The organism is Chryseobacterium lathyri (assembly GCF_030812195.1).
Lineage (GTDB): Bacteria > Bacteroidota > Bacteroidia > Flavobacteriales > Weeksellaceae > Chryseobacterium > Chryseobacterium lathyri_A.
This window is the reverse complement of record NZ_JAUSSF010000001.1, coordinates 1,605,603-1,621,339: the sequence shown is the minus strand read 5'-3', so window position 1 is coordinate 1,621,339 and position 15,737 is coordinate 1,605,603. Positions and strand designations below refer to the sequence as shown.

The 15,737-nt window shown below is 37.7% G+C and carries 15 protein-coding genes; 9 read left to right on the top strand and 6 right to left on the bottom strand.

All coding sequences use genetic code 11. The annotated features are described in order from the left end of the window. Nucleotides 1–37: 37 nt before the first annotated feature. The gene (gene alaS / locus J2T03_RS07220; RefSeq protein ID WP_307210312.1) at nt 38–2,641 is read right to left on the bottom strand and encodes an alanine--tRNA ligase; all 2,604 of its coding nucleotides are present in this window, start codon (nt 2,639–2,641) and stop codon (nt 38–40) included. Between the two features lie 290 nt (nt 2,642–2,931). On the opposite strand from alaS, the gene J2T03_RS07215 reads away from it, so the two are divergent. The 4 genes from J2T03_RS07215 to msrB are packed head-to-tail and all read left to right on the top strand — an operon-like array spanning nt 2,932 to nt 5,406. Next, complete coding sequence (locus J2T03_RS07215) at nt 2,932–3,486, top strand: sigma-70 family RNA polymerase sigma factor (RefSeq protein WP_306844546.1); 555 nt, start codon at nt 2,932–2,934, stop codon at nt 3,484–3,486. Between the two features lie 13 nt (nt 3,487–3,499). Beyond that, the gene (locus tag J2T03_RS07210; RefSeq protein ID WP_306844547.1) at nt 3,500–3,772 is read left to right on the top strand and encodes a hypothetical protein; all 273 of its coding nucleotides are present in this window, start codon (nt 3,500–3,502) and stop codon (nt 3,770–3,772) included. 58 nt (nt 3,773–3,830) lie between these two features. Continuing rightward, nucleotides 3,831–4,304 (top strand): DUF417 family protein, encoded by a 474-nt coding sequence (locus J2T03_RS07205; protein WP_307210310.1) that lies wholly within the window; start codon nt 3,831–3,833, stop codon nt 4,302–4,304. Nucleotides 4,305–4,314: 10 nt separating this feature from the next. Further along, on the top strand, nt 4,315–5,406 hold the full coding sequence (msrB, locus tag J2T03_RS07200) for a peptide-methionine (R)-S-oxide reductase MsrB (protein WP_307210309.1): 1,092 nt from the start codon (nt 4,315–4,317) through the stop codon (nt 5,404–5,406). A 93-nt stretch (nt 5,407–5,499) separates the two neighbouring features. Here the strand turns inward: msrB and J2T03_RS07195 are convergent, their stop codons facing one another. The 4 genes from J2T03_RS07195 to J2T03_RS07180 all read right to left on the bottom strand — a co-directional run bounded on the left by J2T03_RS07195 (nt 5,500) and on the right by J2T03_RS07180 (nt 8,679). Next, on the bottom strand, nt 5,500–6,096 hold the full coding sequence (locus J2T03_RS07195) for a hypothetical protein (protein WP_307210307.1): 597 nt from the start codon (nt 6,094–6,096) through the stop codon (nt 5,500–5,502). A gap of 48 nt (nt 6,097–6,144) precedes the next feature. Then, nucleotides 6,145–6,771 (bottom strand): hypothetical protein, encoded by a 627-nt coding sequence (locus J2T03_RS07190; RefSeq protein WP_307210306.1) that lies wholly within the window; start codon nt 6,769–6,771, stop codon nt 6,145–6,147. Between the two features lie 158 nt (nt 6,772–6,929). Further along, complete coding sequence (locus tag J2T03_RS07185) at nt 6,930–7,775, bottom strand: ABC transporter permease (protein ID WP_307210304.1); 846 nt, start codon at nt 7,773–7,775, stop codon at nt 6,930–6,932. Continuing rightward, entirely contained in the window at nt 7,768–8,679 is a 912-nt protein-coding gene (locus J2T03_RS07180; RefSeq protein ID WP_306844557.1) for an ABC transporter ATP-binding protein, read from the bottom strand. The genes J2T03_RS07185 and J2T03_RS07180 overlap by 8 nt, the downstream gene beginning before the upstream one ends. Nucleotides 8,680–8,874: 195 nt before the next feature. On the opposite strand from J2T03_RS07180, the gene J2T03_RS07175 reads away from it, so the two are divergent. The 5 genes from J2T03_RS07175 (at nt 8,875) to J2T03_RS07155 (ending at nt 14,716) form a co-directional block, all read left to right on the top strand. Further along, a complete protein-coding gene (locus J2T03_RS07175; RefSeq protein ID WP_307210302.1) occupies nt 8,875–9,870 on the top strand; it encodes an alpha/beta hydrolase in 996 nt (331 codons plus the stop codon). Nucleotides 9,871–9,993: 123 nt separating this feature from the next. Further along, a complete protein-coding gene (locus tag J2T03_RS07170) occupies nt 9,994–11,358 on the top strand; it encodes an AAA family ATPase (RefSeq protein WP_307210300.1) in 1,365 nt (454 codons plus the stop codon). 171 nt (nt 11,359–11,529) lie between these two features. After that, the gene (locus tag J2T03_RS07165) at nt 11,530–12,636 is read left to right on the top strand and encodes an NAD(P)/FAD-dependent oxidoreductase (protein WP_307210298.1); all 1,107 of its coding nucleotides are present in this window, start codon (nt 11,530–11,532) and stop codon (nt 12,634–12,636) included. Between the two features lie 184 nt (nt 12,637–12,820). Further along, nucleotides 12,821–13,933: a peptide chain release factor 2 gene (prfB, locus tag J2T03_RS07160; protein ID WP_306844564.1), complete on the top strand. Its 1,113-nt coding sequence runs from the start codon at nt 12,821–12,823 to the stop codon at nt 13,931–13,933. A gap of 87 nt (nt 13,934–14,020) precedes the next feature. Further along, nucleotides 14,021–14,716, top strand: coding sequence for a DedA family protein (locus J2T03_RS07155; protein ID WP_306844566.1), 696 nt, complete (start codon nt 14,021–14,023; stop codon nt 14,714–14,716). A gap of 39 nt (nt 14,717–14,755) precedes the next feature. Here the strand turns inward: J2T03_RS07155 and J2T03_RS07150 are convergent, their stop codons facing one another. Beyond that, complete coding sequence (locus J2T03_RS07150) at nt 14,756–15,625, bottom strand: alpha/beta hydrolase (protein WP_307210296.1); 870 nt, start codon at nt 15,623–15,625, stop codon at nt 14,756–14,758. Nucleotides 15,626–15,737 lie beyond the last annotated feature (112 nt).

Below are 15,737 nucleotides of genomic sequence, written 5' to 3'. Positions count from 1 at the left end.
TCTCAGGAGTTCTAATGTTTTACGATAGAGGATTATCCTAAATGTTCAAAGCTTTTTGGTAAGCATTTTCCAAACCGTCAAGATTTTTACCTCCTGCCGTTGCAAAGCCCGGATTTCCGCCGCCGCCGCCCTGGATTTCTTTCGCCAGGTCTTTTACAATAGCTCCGGCCTGATAATCTGCTGCCAGATCATCAGAAACTCCAACAGTGATCATCGGTTTTCCATCTGCATCAGAAAGAATAATTGTTACTGATGCTGGGATCTCTCTTTTCAACTGGAATACAATGTCTTTAACAGAGCCTGCATCCAGAGAGGTTTTCTTCACCAATAACTGTTTGTTTCCTTTCTGCTCGTATGCATTTTTCCATTCGCCGATTTCACCCTTTGCTTTTTCCTTTTTAAGGGCTTCCACTTCAGATTTTAAAGAGGTATTTTCCTCAATCAGTTTTTCAATAGATCTTACAACATCTTTAGACTTTAGTAATTGAGAAAGCTCATGAATCTGATTTTCCAGGTCTTTGAAGTATTCCTCAGATTTATCCCCTGAAATGGCCTCAATTCTTCTGATCCCTGCAGCTGCAGAACCTTCGGAAGTAATTTTGAAATGACCGATTTCGATTGTATTTTTTACGTGAGTTCCCCCGCAAAGTTCCTTAGAGCTTCCAAATTGGATCATTCTCACACTGTCACCATACTTTTCACCGAACAAAGCCATTGCTCCTTTGTCCAAGGCCTCCTGAATAGGAATGCTTCTGAACTCCTGCAAAGCAATGCTTTCTTTGATCTTGCGGTTTACTTTTTCTTCTACCAACGCCAATTCTTCCTCCGTCATTTTATTGAAGTGAGAGAAATCAAAACGGAGATAATCAGGACCAACGTAAGAACCTTTCTGTTCAACGTGTGTCCCTAAAACCTCTCTTAACGCCTCATGTAAAAGGTGGGTTACAGAGTGGTTCGCCTGGGAGTTTTTTCTGTCAGTGGCATTTACTTTAGCATAGAAAACAGCTCCTGCATCTTTCGGAATTCCGTTGATCAGAGAAATGATCAGTCCGTTTTCTTTTTTAGTTTCTAAAACCTCAAAGCTTTCAACAGCATTTTCCAGAACACCTTTATCTCCCACTTGGCCACCGCCTTCCGGGTAGAAAGGAGAGCTGCTTAGTACAACCTGGTAGAATTCTCCGTCTTTATTTTCTACTTTTCTGTATCTTGTAATATAGGTTTCAGATTCAATCTGATCGTACCCTACAAAGTTTTCATCTCTTTCTTCTAAAGTTACCCAATCATAAACTTTCTGAGCAGAATCAGCCTTGGAACGAAGCTTCTGCTTTTCCATTTCCGCTTTAAATCCTGCTTCATCAATGGTAAGACCTTTTTCCTCTGCGATAATTCTGGTTAAATCATCCGGGAAACCATAGGTGTCATATAATTCAAAAACTTCTTCGCTTGGTAATACTTTTAAGCCGTCTGCAATCGTCTGCTGGATCAGTTTTTCAACTCTGATGAGGCCGTTTTCAATAGTTTTTAAGAAAGAATCTTCCTCACTTTTGATCACTTCAGAAACCAGTTTCCCCTGCTTTTCAATTTCAGGGAAGAAAGGTCCCATTTGCCCTTGAAGTACGGCAACAAGCTTATAAAGGAAAGGTTCTTTCATGCCTAAGAATCTATAAGAATAAGAAATTCCTCTTCTTAAAATTCTTCTGATCACATAACCTGCCCCGCCGTTTGAAGGAAGCTGCCCGTCTGCAATTGCAAAAGCAACAGCTCTGATATGGTCTACCACAACACGGATCGCAATATCTTTTTCGTCTTCTAAAATTCCGGTATACTTTTTACCAGAAAGTTCTTCCACTTTAGCAATAAGTGGCGTGAAAACATCAGTGTCATAATTGGAAGATTTGCCCTGAAGTGCCATACAAAGACGCTCGAAGCCCATTCCGGTATCCACATGCTGTGCCGGAAGTTTTTCCAGAGATTTGTCCGCTTTTCTGTTGAATTCCATGAAAACAAGGTTCCACACTTCTACAACCTGTGGGTGATCATTGTTTACCAGGTCAAGTCCTGAAACTTTAGCCTTTTCTTCAGGAGTTCTCAGGTCAACATGGATTTCTGAACACGGCCCGCACGGTCCGCTTTCTCCCATTTCCCAGAAGTTATCTTTCTTGTTTCCATTGATAATCCTGTCTTCAGAAATGTGTGATTTCCAGAAATCGTAAGCATCCTGGTCTCTTTCAAGATTTTCAGAAGCATCTCCTTCGAAAATGGTTACGTATAAGTTTTCTTTTGGAATTCCGAATACTTCAGTCAGTAATTCCCAGGCAAAAGCAATAGCATCTTTTTTGAAATAATCACCAAAAGACCAGTTTCCCAACATTTCAAACATGGTATGGTGGTAGGTATCTCTTCCCACATCATCCAGATCATTATGCTTTCCGGAAACCCTCAGACATTTCTGTGTATCGGCAATTCTTGGGGCCGTAGGCGTTTTGTAGCCTAAGAAAAAATCTTTGAACTGCGTCATTCCTGAGTTGGAAAACATAAGGGTAGGGTCGTCTTTCAGTACAATAGGAGCTGAAGGAACGATAAGGTGGTCTTTACTTTTAAAATAATCTAAAAATTTTTGACGTATCTCTTGTGATGTCATAGTATTGCTTTGCTTTTAAAACTATCAAATTTTTGATAAGATGCAAATTTAATGTTTTTAAGCGATTTGTAAATAATTTTATACTATGTTTTGAATGGGGTAGAGTGCGAAGTGTTTATATGTTGTTATTGCTTTACTTGCAGTTTGCAATGATGACTATAATAAAACTTTGTATATTATCATTTAACTTTTTATATTCGTTTTAATATTAAAAAGACCGGGTAATTTTTATGATTTCAATGATCTGCATAATCAATAAAATGAGTTTTTATGATATTAAAGAATAAAAAATGACGAAAAACGAAGTGCTAAAAAGCTGGGTAGAGCAGTATTCCGGGCCTCTTCTGAAAAGAGCAGCCTACCTGCTTTCGGATAAAGTGGAAGCAGAAGATCTTGTACAGGAGGTTTTTTTAGCTGCATTTTCGTCTTATGACTCTTTTGAAGGGAAAAGTCAGCCGCTAACCTGGCTGACAGCTATTCTGAACAGAAAGACTGCTGATTTTTACCGGAAAAAGTATAAATCGGATCCGGAGATCCGGCTGGATCACTTTTTTGATGAAACTGGTTCCTGGAAGAATGACGGTGTTTTGAATGACTGGAATGTTTCAGAAAAAGAAGCTGAACTTTTAGACAATAAAGACTTTAATAAAACTCTGGAAGACTGTATTGAGGATTTGCCCGTCAGATGGAAGATTCCGGTGAAAATGTATTATCTTCAGGAGAAAAAAGCACCGGCAGTGAGTCAGGAACTTGAAATTTCTGCGACTAATCTATGGAAGATTCTTCAGAGAAGCAGAATGCAGCTGAGAGAATGCCTTGAGGTCAACTGGTTTGCGAACTTATAACCCTATCATAAAAATGTTGAGAAAATTTATTCATATTCTGTTCCTGCCATGCAGTAAAGCCACAATGCTGATGGAAAAAAGGAATGCTAAAGCGATCTCCCGAAAGGAAGACTGGCAGCTTTCCCTGCACATGAAGATCTGTAAATGGTGCAGAGCTTATGAAGAAAAACTGAAAATTTTGGATGATATTTTAAAACGGAAACTGTCTCAAAAAGAGAATGTTGAAATTAATGACTCTGATATTCAGGGTTTTAAAAATAAAGTTTTAGAAAAATTAAATCTTTAGAAGAAATACTGTCAGGATTTTGAGATGCTTCCGACTATACTTTTGAAAATAATAAAGTATGATTCAAAATCTTAAAGACATGAACGGAACATCACAACTTAACGTAGAATCGCAGTCGTATAAAACAGGATACTATATTTCGCTTTTTGGGGCTGCGCTTATTTTACTCTGGATCGGAGTATTTAAATTCACTCCCACAGAGGCTGCTGCCATTAAACCTCTGGTAGAAAACCATTTCCTTACTTTTTTCGTGTATAAAATAGTAGGCATCCAGACGGTGTCAAATGCTATCGGAGCGATAGAAATTATCATTGCCTTATTATTGATATTTAGTGTGAAATTTGCATCTCTAAGAAAGTATGCCGGAATCGGGATGATCATGACATTTCTTGTAACATTGAGCTATCTGTTTACCACTCCCGGAGTCTGGAAAATAGTGGATGGCGTTCCTGTCACAGATTTTTTTATTCTTAAAGATGTAATGCTTTTAGGATTTGGATTAATGATATTTCAAAAAAATGAATACAAATAAAAAGATAAAAATGAAAAATATATTAATATTACTCGGAATGATTCTGGGAATAGGCGTATTTGCAATGAGTTGTGGAGATTCAAAAAAAATGAAATCCACTGAAACTAAAAAAGAAAATGAGACCAATATGGACAGTAAAAATGTAAAAGAAGTTTATTTTGCAGGCGGATGTTTCTGGGGAACAGAGCACTTTTTTCAACAGATTCGTGGTGTTGTGGGAACTGAAGTTGGCTATGCAAATGGGAATGTTAAAAACCCAACATATGAGCAGGTTGTAAGTCATACAACAGGTTTTGCTGAAACGGTAAAAGTGAAATATGATCCTGAACAGGTTGATCTTAGGCTGCTGATTAATTTATATTTTAAAACAATTGATCCTACAAGTTTAAACCAACAGGGGAATGACCGGGGAGATCAGTACAGAACAGGGATTTATTCTACTGATAAAAATACAGAGGCGATTGTAAAAGAAGAAGTTGCGAAATTGTCTAAGAATTTCAGCAAGCCGGTTGTAGTAGAAACAATTCCGTTGAAAAACTTCTACAAAGCGGAAGATTATCATCAGGATTATCTCGGCAAAAATCCGGGAGGTTACTGTCATATCGAGCCGGGTCTTTTTGAAATGGCTAAAAATGCCAACCCGCTTCCTAAAGCAAAATATCAGAAGCAGGATAAAAAAGTTTTGAAAGAAAAACTAACCTCGGAACAGTATAAGGTAACCCAGGAAAATGCAACGGAAAGACCTTTCCAGAACGAATACTGGGACGAAACGCGTGAAGGAATCTATGTAGATGTTACCACCGGAGAACCATTGTTTATTTCAACCGATAAGTTTGAATCCGGCTGCGGATGGCCAAGTTTTTCAAAACCGATTACCAAAAAACTGATCGATGAGAAAATGGATAAATCTGCCGGAATGGTAAGAGTGGAAGTAAGAAGTAAAACAGGAGACGCTCACCTTGGACACGTTTTTACAGACGGTCCTGCAGATAAGGGCGGCCTTAGATACTGTATCAACAGTGCTTCGCTGAAGTTTATTCCAAAAGCTGAGATGGAGAAAAAAGGCTACGGAGATTATCTCTCTCTGCTGGATAAAAAGTAATATGAAACGAGACCGCTGAAAGGCGGTCTTTTTTTAGATCAAAAGCAAATTCTCTTGCAGATTTCACGGAGAGTACAGATATTGAGCCTGTTTTTAATAATGAAGTTGAAATCTCTCTTTAATGCTAAGCATGGACATATTCACCAGAAATAAAAAACCGAAGAGGATATAAAATGACTGCTTTGGAAGCTGGCTAAGCTGTGATTCAAATGTTTGAAATCCCTTTAGCCATGGATTGCTGGGAGTATAATCATCAAACAGTCCGGTACCACATCGGGTAAATGATGATGAATCCAGTACCTGTATATTCGGATCGATATAATGATGGATAATAAAAATAAAAAATTGCCAGGTTTTTTCAACGTCTAGAGTATAGGTAAATTGTCCTGCTAACTCTAGGTCATTCAGTAATGCAACAAGATCATTATAGGTATTGCTGTCATTTAGGATGAATTCAATACGCGAATTTTTCTCATTCCTTTTCTGCAAATCCTTAATTTCAGCTACGTAAAGCTTTGTGTTTTCCTTTGCTGTATTGGGAGCTATTTTTATTTTTTTATAATTCCAGTTTCTATAGGGCTCAAAGCTTAAAAATGACCTTTTTTCTCCTTCTTTTGCAGGAAGCCTGATATCAATAACATTAAAATTCACTTCGTTGAACTTCCGGTTCCCATAGTACCAAAGTAACAATGGGGATTAATACAGCACTGATCAATCCGGGAAAGTAATAGATCTTTTTCATGCTAGTGTTTTTCTTTGAATCTGAAGGTTTTCTTTAATGCTGAACATGGAAATATTTATAAGAAATAAAAATCCAAAGAGCATATAAAATGCTTGGTTTGGGAGATTTTTTAAAATTTTTTCAGGATCAGAAAAATTGATATAATCTTTTCTTTCATAATGATCTCCTCCAATTGTTCCTCCGCAATAAGAATAGTTTTTATTAGGATCTTTGTGAAAATGGACAGCAAAAAAATGTCCTGTTTTCTCTACATCAATTGCATATGTTTCCTGTTGGGCAAGATGCATGGTATTGATAAGTGATATGAAATCCTGATAATTGTTATGATCGTCGATGATAAATTCTATTCCGGTTTCTCTTTCGTTCCTTGTTTGCAGCTTTTTTAGCTCAGAAATATAATATTCCTGATTTTGAGTGAACGTATTAGGCTTTACAATAATTTTTTTATAATTCCAGTTTCTATATGGTTCAAAGGTATTACCCGGATTGTAGGTTTCTTTTGAAGGAAGTGCAAAATCCACGACAGTATATTGCGGCTGTACCCTCTGGCTTCCATAATACCATAGCAACACTGGAATCAATACAGCACTGATCAATCCCGGCAGATAATACATTTTTTTCATTTCCGTCCTTTTGATAAAATTAATGAAAAATTGAATACCAAAATGATCATCCTCTTATTTTTAACATGCTACCCAAACAAAAAAGTGATCCCAAAGGACCACTTAATTTTTAATCAATTAAAATTTTTTAAATTATTCAATCTTTCAATTTCATACACCTACCAATCCCTTTTTCTCAGGATCCAGTAAGACCCGAAAATAAAGATCACGGACCAGATCATACATGCAATCATGCTTTCCGTAGGATAATGAGCCTCGTATTTTACCCCCATAACTTTCAACATATTCAGTCGCATCAAAGGATTAGGAATCAGATTTGACATGCTTTCCAGTGGTAACAGGCTGGTGATGAAAAAATCATTCTCAAGGACTGCTTTTCTTTGTTCCTCTGGTATCCCTGTTAATTTCTGATAGGCTTCAATACCTGCCAAAATCTTTTCAGCAACCCAGTATGCGAAGAAACCAAGGAATACAAACATGGATTTTCTCAGTAATACTGAAAGAAACATCAGAAAAGAGAAGAATGTAAACAGCTTTACAAAATAATTTCCAATATAATAAACCTCTGCATAAATTTTTGAAGCATCGGTGACCTTAGAATACTGGTGTCCTAAAAACATAGTAATGATAAACACAATGAATGTAGAAACTGTTGTAAAGATGGTAATTGTTAAAAGCTTTGATCCGATGAATTCCTTTCTGCTCAATCCATCAATCGTGTTTTGTTTAAACATTCTGTTGGTGAATTCCTGAGAGATAGAAAAAACAATGATTAACCCAAGGAAAATCTTTAGCAAAGCGACAATCCATGTGGTGAAATTCCAGATCTCCGGAAAATTGTAAATGCCCTGTTCTTTTAAATTAACAGTTCCTCCGAAAACATTCAGATCTACCAGCCCAATGAAAAGAAGAGCGATCAGAATGGAAAAATATAAGATCGTGAAAACCTTGAACGGTTTGTAGTTCAGGTTTTTATAATATTCTAGTTTTAATAGTTTAAGCATGGGTATTCGTGTTTTTTACAAGTTCAAGGAATTGAGACTCCAGAGACAATTTTTTCTTCGTTAAATGAGAAAGGTAGACTCCTTTTTCAGCAAGCTTCTGATTCAAAGTTGAAGCAGATATAGAGGCATCATCACGAATCTGAGCTTTGATGATCTCACCGTCAGCTTTCACAGCACTGAACCACTGTAAGTCTTCTAAAGCATTTAAAAGCAGTGTGTTGTTATCTGCCTTTAATTCAAAATAGCCGTTATTAGCCGTTATTTCATCCACCCGCCCGCAATAGATGGAATTTCCTTCTTTCAAAACAATGACGTGGCTGCAGATCTTTTCAATCTCGTCCAGAAGATGGCTGGCTATGATAATGGTAATGCCTTGCTTAGCGATGTTACTGATAATATCCCGAATCTGGATAATTCCTTCAGGATCCAGTCCGTTAGTAGGCTCGTCAAGGATCATCACTTCTGGATTGTTCAACATTGCAGATGCTATGGACAGACGTTGTTTCATCCCTAAAGAATACGTTTTGAAGGCATCTTTTTTCCTTTCCAAAAGGCCAACGGTTTTAAGGACCTCATCAATTCTTGTGTGTGGAGTTCCTTTGATCTCAGCGACAATCTTTAGATTAGTTTCAGCATCCAGATAAGGATAAAAATTAGGCTGCTCTATAATAGCTCCTATCTTTTTCAGTGTATCAGGATCAGTTCCTTTTTGTCCAAACCAATACCAGTCTCCGCTGGTCGGGTTGATCGTTGACAGCAGCATTCCGAATGTAGTAGATTTACCACTTCCGTTAGGCCCCAATAAACCATAGACATTTCCTCTCTCTACATCAAAGGAAATATTATTAACCACTGTTCTCTTGAATTTTTTGGTTAAATTCTTTACTGACAAAATTTTTTCCATGTAATTTGTTTTACATAGTAGTAGTCTATGTAATTAAGAGATTGTTACAATATTATAATATTTTTAAGAGAATGTCGTGGCAACAATATTGAAATTCAATGTAACAAGATTCACGGTATCATTGTTTTATGGATGTAACTATTTTTATGAAATATAGACCTATTGAGGAAATTATCAAATCAAAAAAACAGAACTATGAAAACCATTAAATGGATAAAAAGAGTGTTAATGGCCCTTCTTTTAATCGTCATCCTCTTATTAATTGCCGGATTTATTTTTGAGAAAATATCCCGTTTAAATGCTGAAAAAATCCAGCCGGATGGCCAGTTTGCAGAAGTTGAAAACCATAAAATGCATTATTTACAGGAAGGGAAAGGTGGCCCTACAGTAGTTTTTGAAACAGCTTTCGATCCGGCGGGTCATTTGCAATGGTATCATATCCAGCAGAGTCTTCCAAAAAACTATACTACATTTTCCTATGACAGATCCGGGATTCTGTGGAGTGAGAGAGGAACTCATCCTAAAACAGGAGAGAAAATGGCAGAAGAGCTTCATATACTGCTTGAAAAATCAAAAGCACCGAAGCCTTATATTCTTATCGGACACTCTTTTGGGGGAATGCTGACCCGTTTTTTTGTACAAAAATACCCACAGGATGTAGCGGGTGTAATATTGGTGGACAGCCAATATCCTGCTGACGAAAAATTCCTTTCTCCCGAAATGCATAAAATGGTTAATCAGGGACTCCCAGGCGGCATATTAAAATTTGCCAATACATTCGGAGCAGCAAGGCTTATGTTTAAAAACATGTTTCCCGCCGATCCTCAATACAAATATCAGAATTCCATCATGCCTGTGCTGCTTTATAAAAGTGCTGATGCTACCCTGGAAGAACAGGACCATATGAAATCTATTAAAACAGAAGCTGCCGCTGTCAGTTCTTTTGGATCCATTCCATTGTATGTGATTACCGCGGGAGATAAGACGAGATATGATAGCTTTATTAAAAATCAGAAATTGAAAAATGAAATGCTTGAAGCATGGGATAAAATGCAGAAAGATTTGCTGAATTTATCTACCGACAGTAAACAGATCATTGTCCCAAAAAGCGGACACTATATTAATCAGGACCAGCCGAAGATCATAGAAGAGGCTGTAAACGATATGGTTAAAAAAGTTACGGTTAAGTAAAAAGGTTTCTTCTTTCCTGTTTTCTTCTTCACAATACCATGGTAGGTTTAGGCTAAACTTTAATATATTTTCAATTGATTTTAAGATTAAAATATTAAATTTGATAGAATTAATCGGTAATTTATGAAGTTAATTGAGTTAGCTAAGGAGCTTAATGTTTCTGCAGAAGCCATCAAACAGTTTATCCAGGATTTTGATCTTGAGTTGGGCGCCTGCATCAGTACAAACTTTGAAGTGAAGAAAGATTTCGAAAAGTTTGCCCGCGAAAACCTGGATTTTTTAAAGCTGTATGAAAAAGATCTGGACAAAAACAAAACCCTTGAACAGATCGCTGAAGTGATCAATCAGCCCAAAGAAAAAGTGGAAAAAGCGATAAAAGAAACCAATCCCAATATTTTTGATAATGGCTTTTTCCGTTCATCAATATCAAGTTACGGTATTGATAATAAACTCGGTGGAAATTACCAGTTCGTCTACGATTATTTCGGGCAAAAGACCAGCCTGAAATACAGGGATTTTATTGGGTACAGAGACTTATTCTTTTATATATCAGCTGTTTTAGAGCCATTCTTAAATCCTCAGCAGATCAAAGACTGGGGTATTCACAAACCTGCGGGAATTATTCTGTATGGGCCTCCGGGAAGTGGGAAAATATTCTGGGCAACCAAAATCGCTGAGATTATCGGATATCAATTTAAAGAAGTCAAAAAACATTATCTGGGAACCTCTTTCATAGATGGGAATAAAACCAACTTTAATGATTTTCTGCTCACTATGATGAAAGAAGAAAAAGTTTTGCTTTTCCTCGACGATTTTGATGAGATCATGATGGAGAGAAAAGCGGAAACGGACATTGCTTCCTGTAATCTGGAAACCCAGGAACTGATCCTGCATTATATCGGGAAATTTGAAAAAGAAGAACTGCTGATGGTAGGTTCCGCCAATTCCGTTTCGGAAATTAATGAAGAAATTCTTGCTCCTGGAAGATTTGATGTGATGGTTCCTGTATTCCCTCCCAACGCTGCAGAGCGTTCAGAGATTATTCTGTATGCGATGACCAGAGAGCTTGAAGAAGATTCCCTTCTTTATAAAATTCTCAAAAAGAATAAAGCTGATAAAGTCCCTTTTTGGCATGAGATCTCGTCTAAAATGAAGGCATTCAGCAACACCATGCTCATTGATTTTACACAGAGTCTGAAGAAACGTATTAAAAACCAATATCAACAGACCAAAAATGAAAACCTTAAAATAGATCAGAAACTTTTGGAAGCGGCACTGAGAGATGCTGCCGGAAAGTTGACTGGAGAATATCTGGACCAGGTCGCAAGATTTCTGGCTGACACTATTATCAATAATTTCGACGAATTCAGATTCAGGATTCAGGCTCTGAAAAAGGAATTGGATACCTATAAAGCCGTTGAAGAGCCAAGAAGGGCGATCGGATTCCAGCATACTGGAGAAGAGGGACATGGTGCCACGCAGGGGTGAAGCCGGGTTTAAGAGATTCGGTTTTGAGAGTTTGAATGTAAGAGAACATAAGGATCTTAATCTCAGTCTAAGCCCTCCTTAGTCTTATATCTGAAATCTAGTATTTTTCTAGTATCTAAAGCACCTGCCATTAAATCATTACCACAAAAAATTACTCATCAAGTATTACTTATGAACAGCATCTGGGAACTGGAAACCTTTTACAGAAAAAGAGATATCATCATCATCGGATCAGGATTTTCCGGGCTTTGGACTGCTATCTCCATTAAGGAAAAATATCCTGAAAAATCTGTTTTGATTATTGAAAGAAATAATGTTCCGCTGGGAGCTTCAACCCGGAATGCAGGATTTGCATGCTTTGGAAGCCTGACGGAAGTCATTTCCGATTCCCGGAAAATGGGCTGGACAAAAACATTGGAACTGGTGAAGATGAGGTTTGAAGGGCTTCAAAAAATCAATAGATATTTTAAAAATAACGAAATAGATTTTGAACTGAATGGAGGCTATGAAATCTTAAATAATAATGAGCCTTTACAGCAATTAGATACAGTCAACGAAAAACTGAAGGTAATAACCGGTTTCGCGAGAACCTATTTCCTTAGCCAAGAGAAGATCAAAAAATTCGGTCTTGGGAAATCTGAATTTCTGATTGAAAATCCTTGTGAAGGAAGCCTCCATTCCGGAAAATTATTGCAGAAGCTTTTAGAAAAATGTAATGAACTGAAAGTTGAATTCCTTTTTGGAACAGAAGTGAGATCCATTGACGAAAATATCGGTGAGATTGAGATCCGCCTTTTGGGGGATCTTTCTGTAAAGGCAGATCAAATAATTTACTGTACGAATGCTTTCAGCTCAAAGTTTCTTGCAAAAGAAGAAATTATTCCGGCACGGGGACAGATTCTTTTAACCGAACCAATTGATGGGTTAAAGCTAAAAGGATCATTCCATTATGATGAAGGATTTTATTACTTCAGAAACCTTGGAAACAGAGTTCTCTTAGGTGGCGGGCGGAATCAGGATCTTAAAACTGAAGAAACAACAGCTTTTGAAACCACGGAATTTCTGCAGAAGCACCTGGAAACCTTTTTAAAAGAAGTGATTTTACCTGAGCAAGACTTTAAGATTGCGCTTCGCTGGTCAGGAATCATGGCCATGGGTTCAGAAAAAACTCCGATCGTAAAACAGCTTTCAGAAAGACAGTTCTGTGCGGTAAGACTTTCAGGAATGGGAGTCGCACTGGCTCCGAAGATAGGAGAAATGATGGCTGAAATGATTTAATATAATAACATATGATGAAAAAACACTACTTATTTTGGGCTTGGTATGCTCAGTCTTTACCTGGGTCTGAAATAGTATTCGAATTTTAAACTAAAGGTTACATCCCTTCATATATTCTTTAACTCTCGAACCTGAATTCAAACTCACAAAAGAATTCCGTATTTTTGCATAAAATAAAAAATTCGTGATCAACAACGACCAGATAAAAGAAGTTCAGTCTAGAATTAGCGACTTATATAAATACCTTCAGATCGAAAAAAAGAAGATAGAAATAGCGAATGATGATGAAAAAACTGCTGCTCCGGAATTTTGGGACAGTCCGAAAGAAGCAGAGGTATTTCTGAAGCAGCTCCGTTCCAAAAAAAGATGGGTAGAGGATTATGAAGAGATCAGTACCCAGTTTGAAGATCTACAGGTACTGGCAGAATTTGCCAAAGAAGATCCGGACTCGGAAAAAGAGCTGGATGAAACATTCCCACAGCTTGTAGAAAAAATAGAAGACCTTGAATTTAAAAACATGCTTTCCAATGAAGGAGATGAACTTTCTGCTGTTCTTCAGATCACAGCGGGAGCCGGCGGTACGGAAAGTTGTGACTGGGCCTCAATGCTGATGAGAATGTACACCATGTGGGCCGAAAAACAGGGCTACAAAATCCGTGAGCTTAATTACCAGGAAGGGGAAGTTGCAGGAGTGAAAACCGTCACACTGGAAATCGACGGTGAATATGCCTTCGGATATCTGAAAGGCGAGAACGGGGTACACAGACTAGTAAGAATTTCACCTTTCGACAGCAATGCAAAACGCCATACCAGTTTCGTTTCAGTTTATGTTTACCCTTTAGTGGACGATACTATCGAGATCAACATTAATCCTGCTGATATTTCGTTTGAAACCATGAGATCTTCCGGAGCCGGAGGACAGAACGTAAACAAGGTAGAAACTGCCGTACGTCTTCGTCACGCACCAACCGGAATTATCATTGAGAATTCCGAATCCCGTTCCCAGCTTCAAAACAAGGAAAAAGCCATGCAGCTCCTTCGTTCAAGGCTTTATGAAATGGAGCTTGAGGCGCGTATGAAGGCAAGAAACGAGATAGAAGCCAATAAAATGAAAATAGAGTGGGGTAGCCAGATCAGAAACTATGTGATGCATCCGTATAAACTGGTGAAAGACGTTCGTTCCGGGCATGAAACTTCAGATGTAGATTCCGTAATGAACGGAAATCTCACGCCATTCCTGAAAGCCTTCCTGATGGCCGATGGTACCGCTGTTTCAGACGATGATATGGACTTGTAAAATATCATGTCCCTATTTTAGTTAAAATCTTATAATTAATTTTTGTTTAAGACTTTTTACGCTTACTTTTGTTGTTAATCATTATATATGGAAGATTTCAATAGCTGGAGAGATTTAATGAACCCCGAGTTTTATATCAAAATGGGTGGGTTTTGGCTTATTTTATTTATTGTTTTTGCTGAAACAGGTCTTTTTGTAGGATTTTTCCTGCCTGGAGATTCATTACTGTTCGTATCAGGAATTTATGCCGTTGAAATCATCAAAGAGACTTTCGGCTCCACAGGGAGCGATTTTCTGGATACAACCATTCTGGCTTCCTGCGTGGCACTTGCTGCAATTATAGGAAACGAAGTGGGATACTATTTTGGAGTGAAAACAGGCCCTGCTTTATACAAAAAGCAGGACACCATGCTGTTTAAAAAGAAATACCTTTATCAGGCCCATGACTTTTTTGAAAAGCACGGAGCATTGGCGATCATCATGGCCAGATTTTTACCGGTGGTAAGAACCTTTACTCCAATTGTTGCGGGTATTGTGAAAATGGACAAAAAAGAATTTTTGAGAGATAATATTATCGGGGCAGTTCTTTGGTCATTTATCCTCATCTTTGCCGGACATTATCTGGACAAGCTTTTCCAGGAGCAGTTCGGAATCAATCTAAAAGAGAAACTGGAACTGATTATCATCATCATCGTTTTGGTAACAACGCTTCCGGTAATCATCAAGTTTGTTTTTGGTAAGAAAGAAGACTTTTCTAAATACGAAGACAAAGATTTTGAATAAGAATACAAAAAAATATTGATAACCTGCTTTTCCGGCAGGTTATTTTTTTATCCATTCCAGAATATTCGGATAGATAATGCTGTCTCTTTTTACTTTGCTGAAAAACCGCGGGGTATGACCCGTCTTTTCCATGAAAATGAGTTTGTGTGGCACATTCTGTTGGGTAAGTGCTGAGTCCATGGCCAGCCCCTGATGCTGATTCACCAGAAAGTCATTATTTCCCTGGAACAATAATGTGGGAACGTTGGATATATTGGCGATCGGGCTCGCTTCTTTAAAAGCTTCGGATACATTTTTACGGTTAAATTTTATTCCTACCACTTTCTGAAAAGTAGGAGAAGTATATTTTGAATAAAATGAGTTCAGGTATTCCGGGCTGTAAAAATCTGTCGGACCGCTCAGTGAAATGATCTTTTTGATCTGGTTAGTATGTTGGTAGCCGTATAGCATGGCGAGATGACCGCCGGCACTTTCTCCCAGCAGAATATAATTGTTCGGCTGAAGCTCTGCTTTTTCTGCAAGAGAATTAAACTTTTCTATTGCAGAGCCAATATCTTCCAGCTGCTGTTTATACGTGATATTCTTTTGTTTTGATACCAGTCTGTAATTCATATTGATGCTCGGGATCTTATGCTCAAAAAGCATTTTCTGGATCTTGATCATATGTTCCTTTTTTCCGAGAGTCCAGCCGCCACCATGTACGATAAGAACTACCGGAGCATCTTGTGCATAATCCAATGGAAGAAAAACATCCATTTTTTGTCTTTTATGCTCGCCGTATTTTAAATTATATATTTTTTGCTGTCCGCCGGTGCCCACCCAAACTCTAAATTTTGTATTGCATGACTGCAGCACGAAACTAAGGCATCCTACAACAAAAAAATGGTATCTGAGAATGAGCTTTTTCATTAATTAAAATTACAGAAAAATTATAGTAAAGAAGACTTTTAGCTAATGATTTTTGATAGTTGAGGATCGGTATCCATAATACAAAGATGAGATATACTTAGCTTCTATCATC

What these genes read in the sequence shown, in the direction of transcription:
- J2T03_RS07210 (WP_306844547.1), top strand. Translation starts at nt 3,500, where the DNA reads ATGTTGAGAAAATTTATTCATATTCTGTTCCTGCCATGCAGTAAAGCC.
- J2T03_RS07165 (WP_307210298.1), top strand. Translation starts at nt 11,530, where the DNA reads ATGAACAGCATCTGGGAACTGGAAACCTTTTACAGAAAAAGAGATATC.
- J2T03_RS07215 (WP_306844546.1), top strand. Translation starts at nt 2,932, where the DNA reads ATGACGAAAAACGAAGTGCTAAAAAGCTGGGTAGAGCAGTATTCCGGG.
- J2T03_RS07155 (WP_306844566.1), top strand. Translation starts at nt 14,021, where the DNA reads ATGGAAGATTTCAATAGCTGGAGAGATTTAATGAACCCCGAGTTTTAT.
- msrB (WP_307210309.1), top strand. Translation starts at nt 4,315, where the DNA reads ATGAAAAATATATTAATATTACTCGGAATGATTCTGGGAATAGGCGTA.
- alaS (WP_307210312.1), bottom strand. Translation starts at nt 2,641, where the DNA reads ATGACATCACAAGAGATACGTCAAAAATTTTTAGATTATTTTAAAAGT.
- J2T03_RS07185 (WP_307210304.1), bottom strand. Translation starts at nt 7,775, where the DNA reads ATGCTTAAACTATTAAAACTAGAATATTATAAAAACCTGAACTACAAA.
- J2T03_RS07205 (WP_307210310.1), top strand. Translation starts at nt 3,831, where the DNA reads ATGATTCAAAATCTTAAAGACATGAACGGAACATCACAACTTAACGTA.
- J2T03_RS07175 (WP_307210302.1), top strand. Translation starts at nt 8,875, where the DNA reads ATGAAAACCATTAAATGGATAAAAAGAGTGTTAATGGCCCTTCTTTTA.
- J2T03_RS07190 (WP_307210306.1), bottom strand. Translation starts at nt 6,771, where the DNA reads ATGAAAAAAATGTATTATCTGCCGGGATTGATCAGTGCTGTATTGATT.
- J2T03_RS07150 (WP_307210296.1), bottom strand. Translation starts at nt 15,625, where the DNA reads ATGAAAAAGCTCATTCTCAGATACCATTTTTTTGTTGTAGGATGCCTT.
- J2T03_RS07170 (WP_307210300.1), top strand. Translation starts at nt 9,994, where the DNA reads ATGAAGTTAATTGAGTTAGCTAAGGAGCTTAATGTTTCTGCAGAAGCC.
- J2T03_RS07180 (WP_306844557.1), bottom strand. Translation starts at nt 8,679, where the DNA reads ATGGAAAAAATTTTGTCAGTAAAGAATTTAACCAAAAAATTCAAGAGA.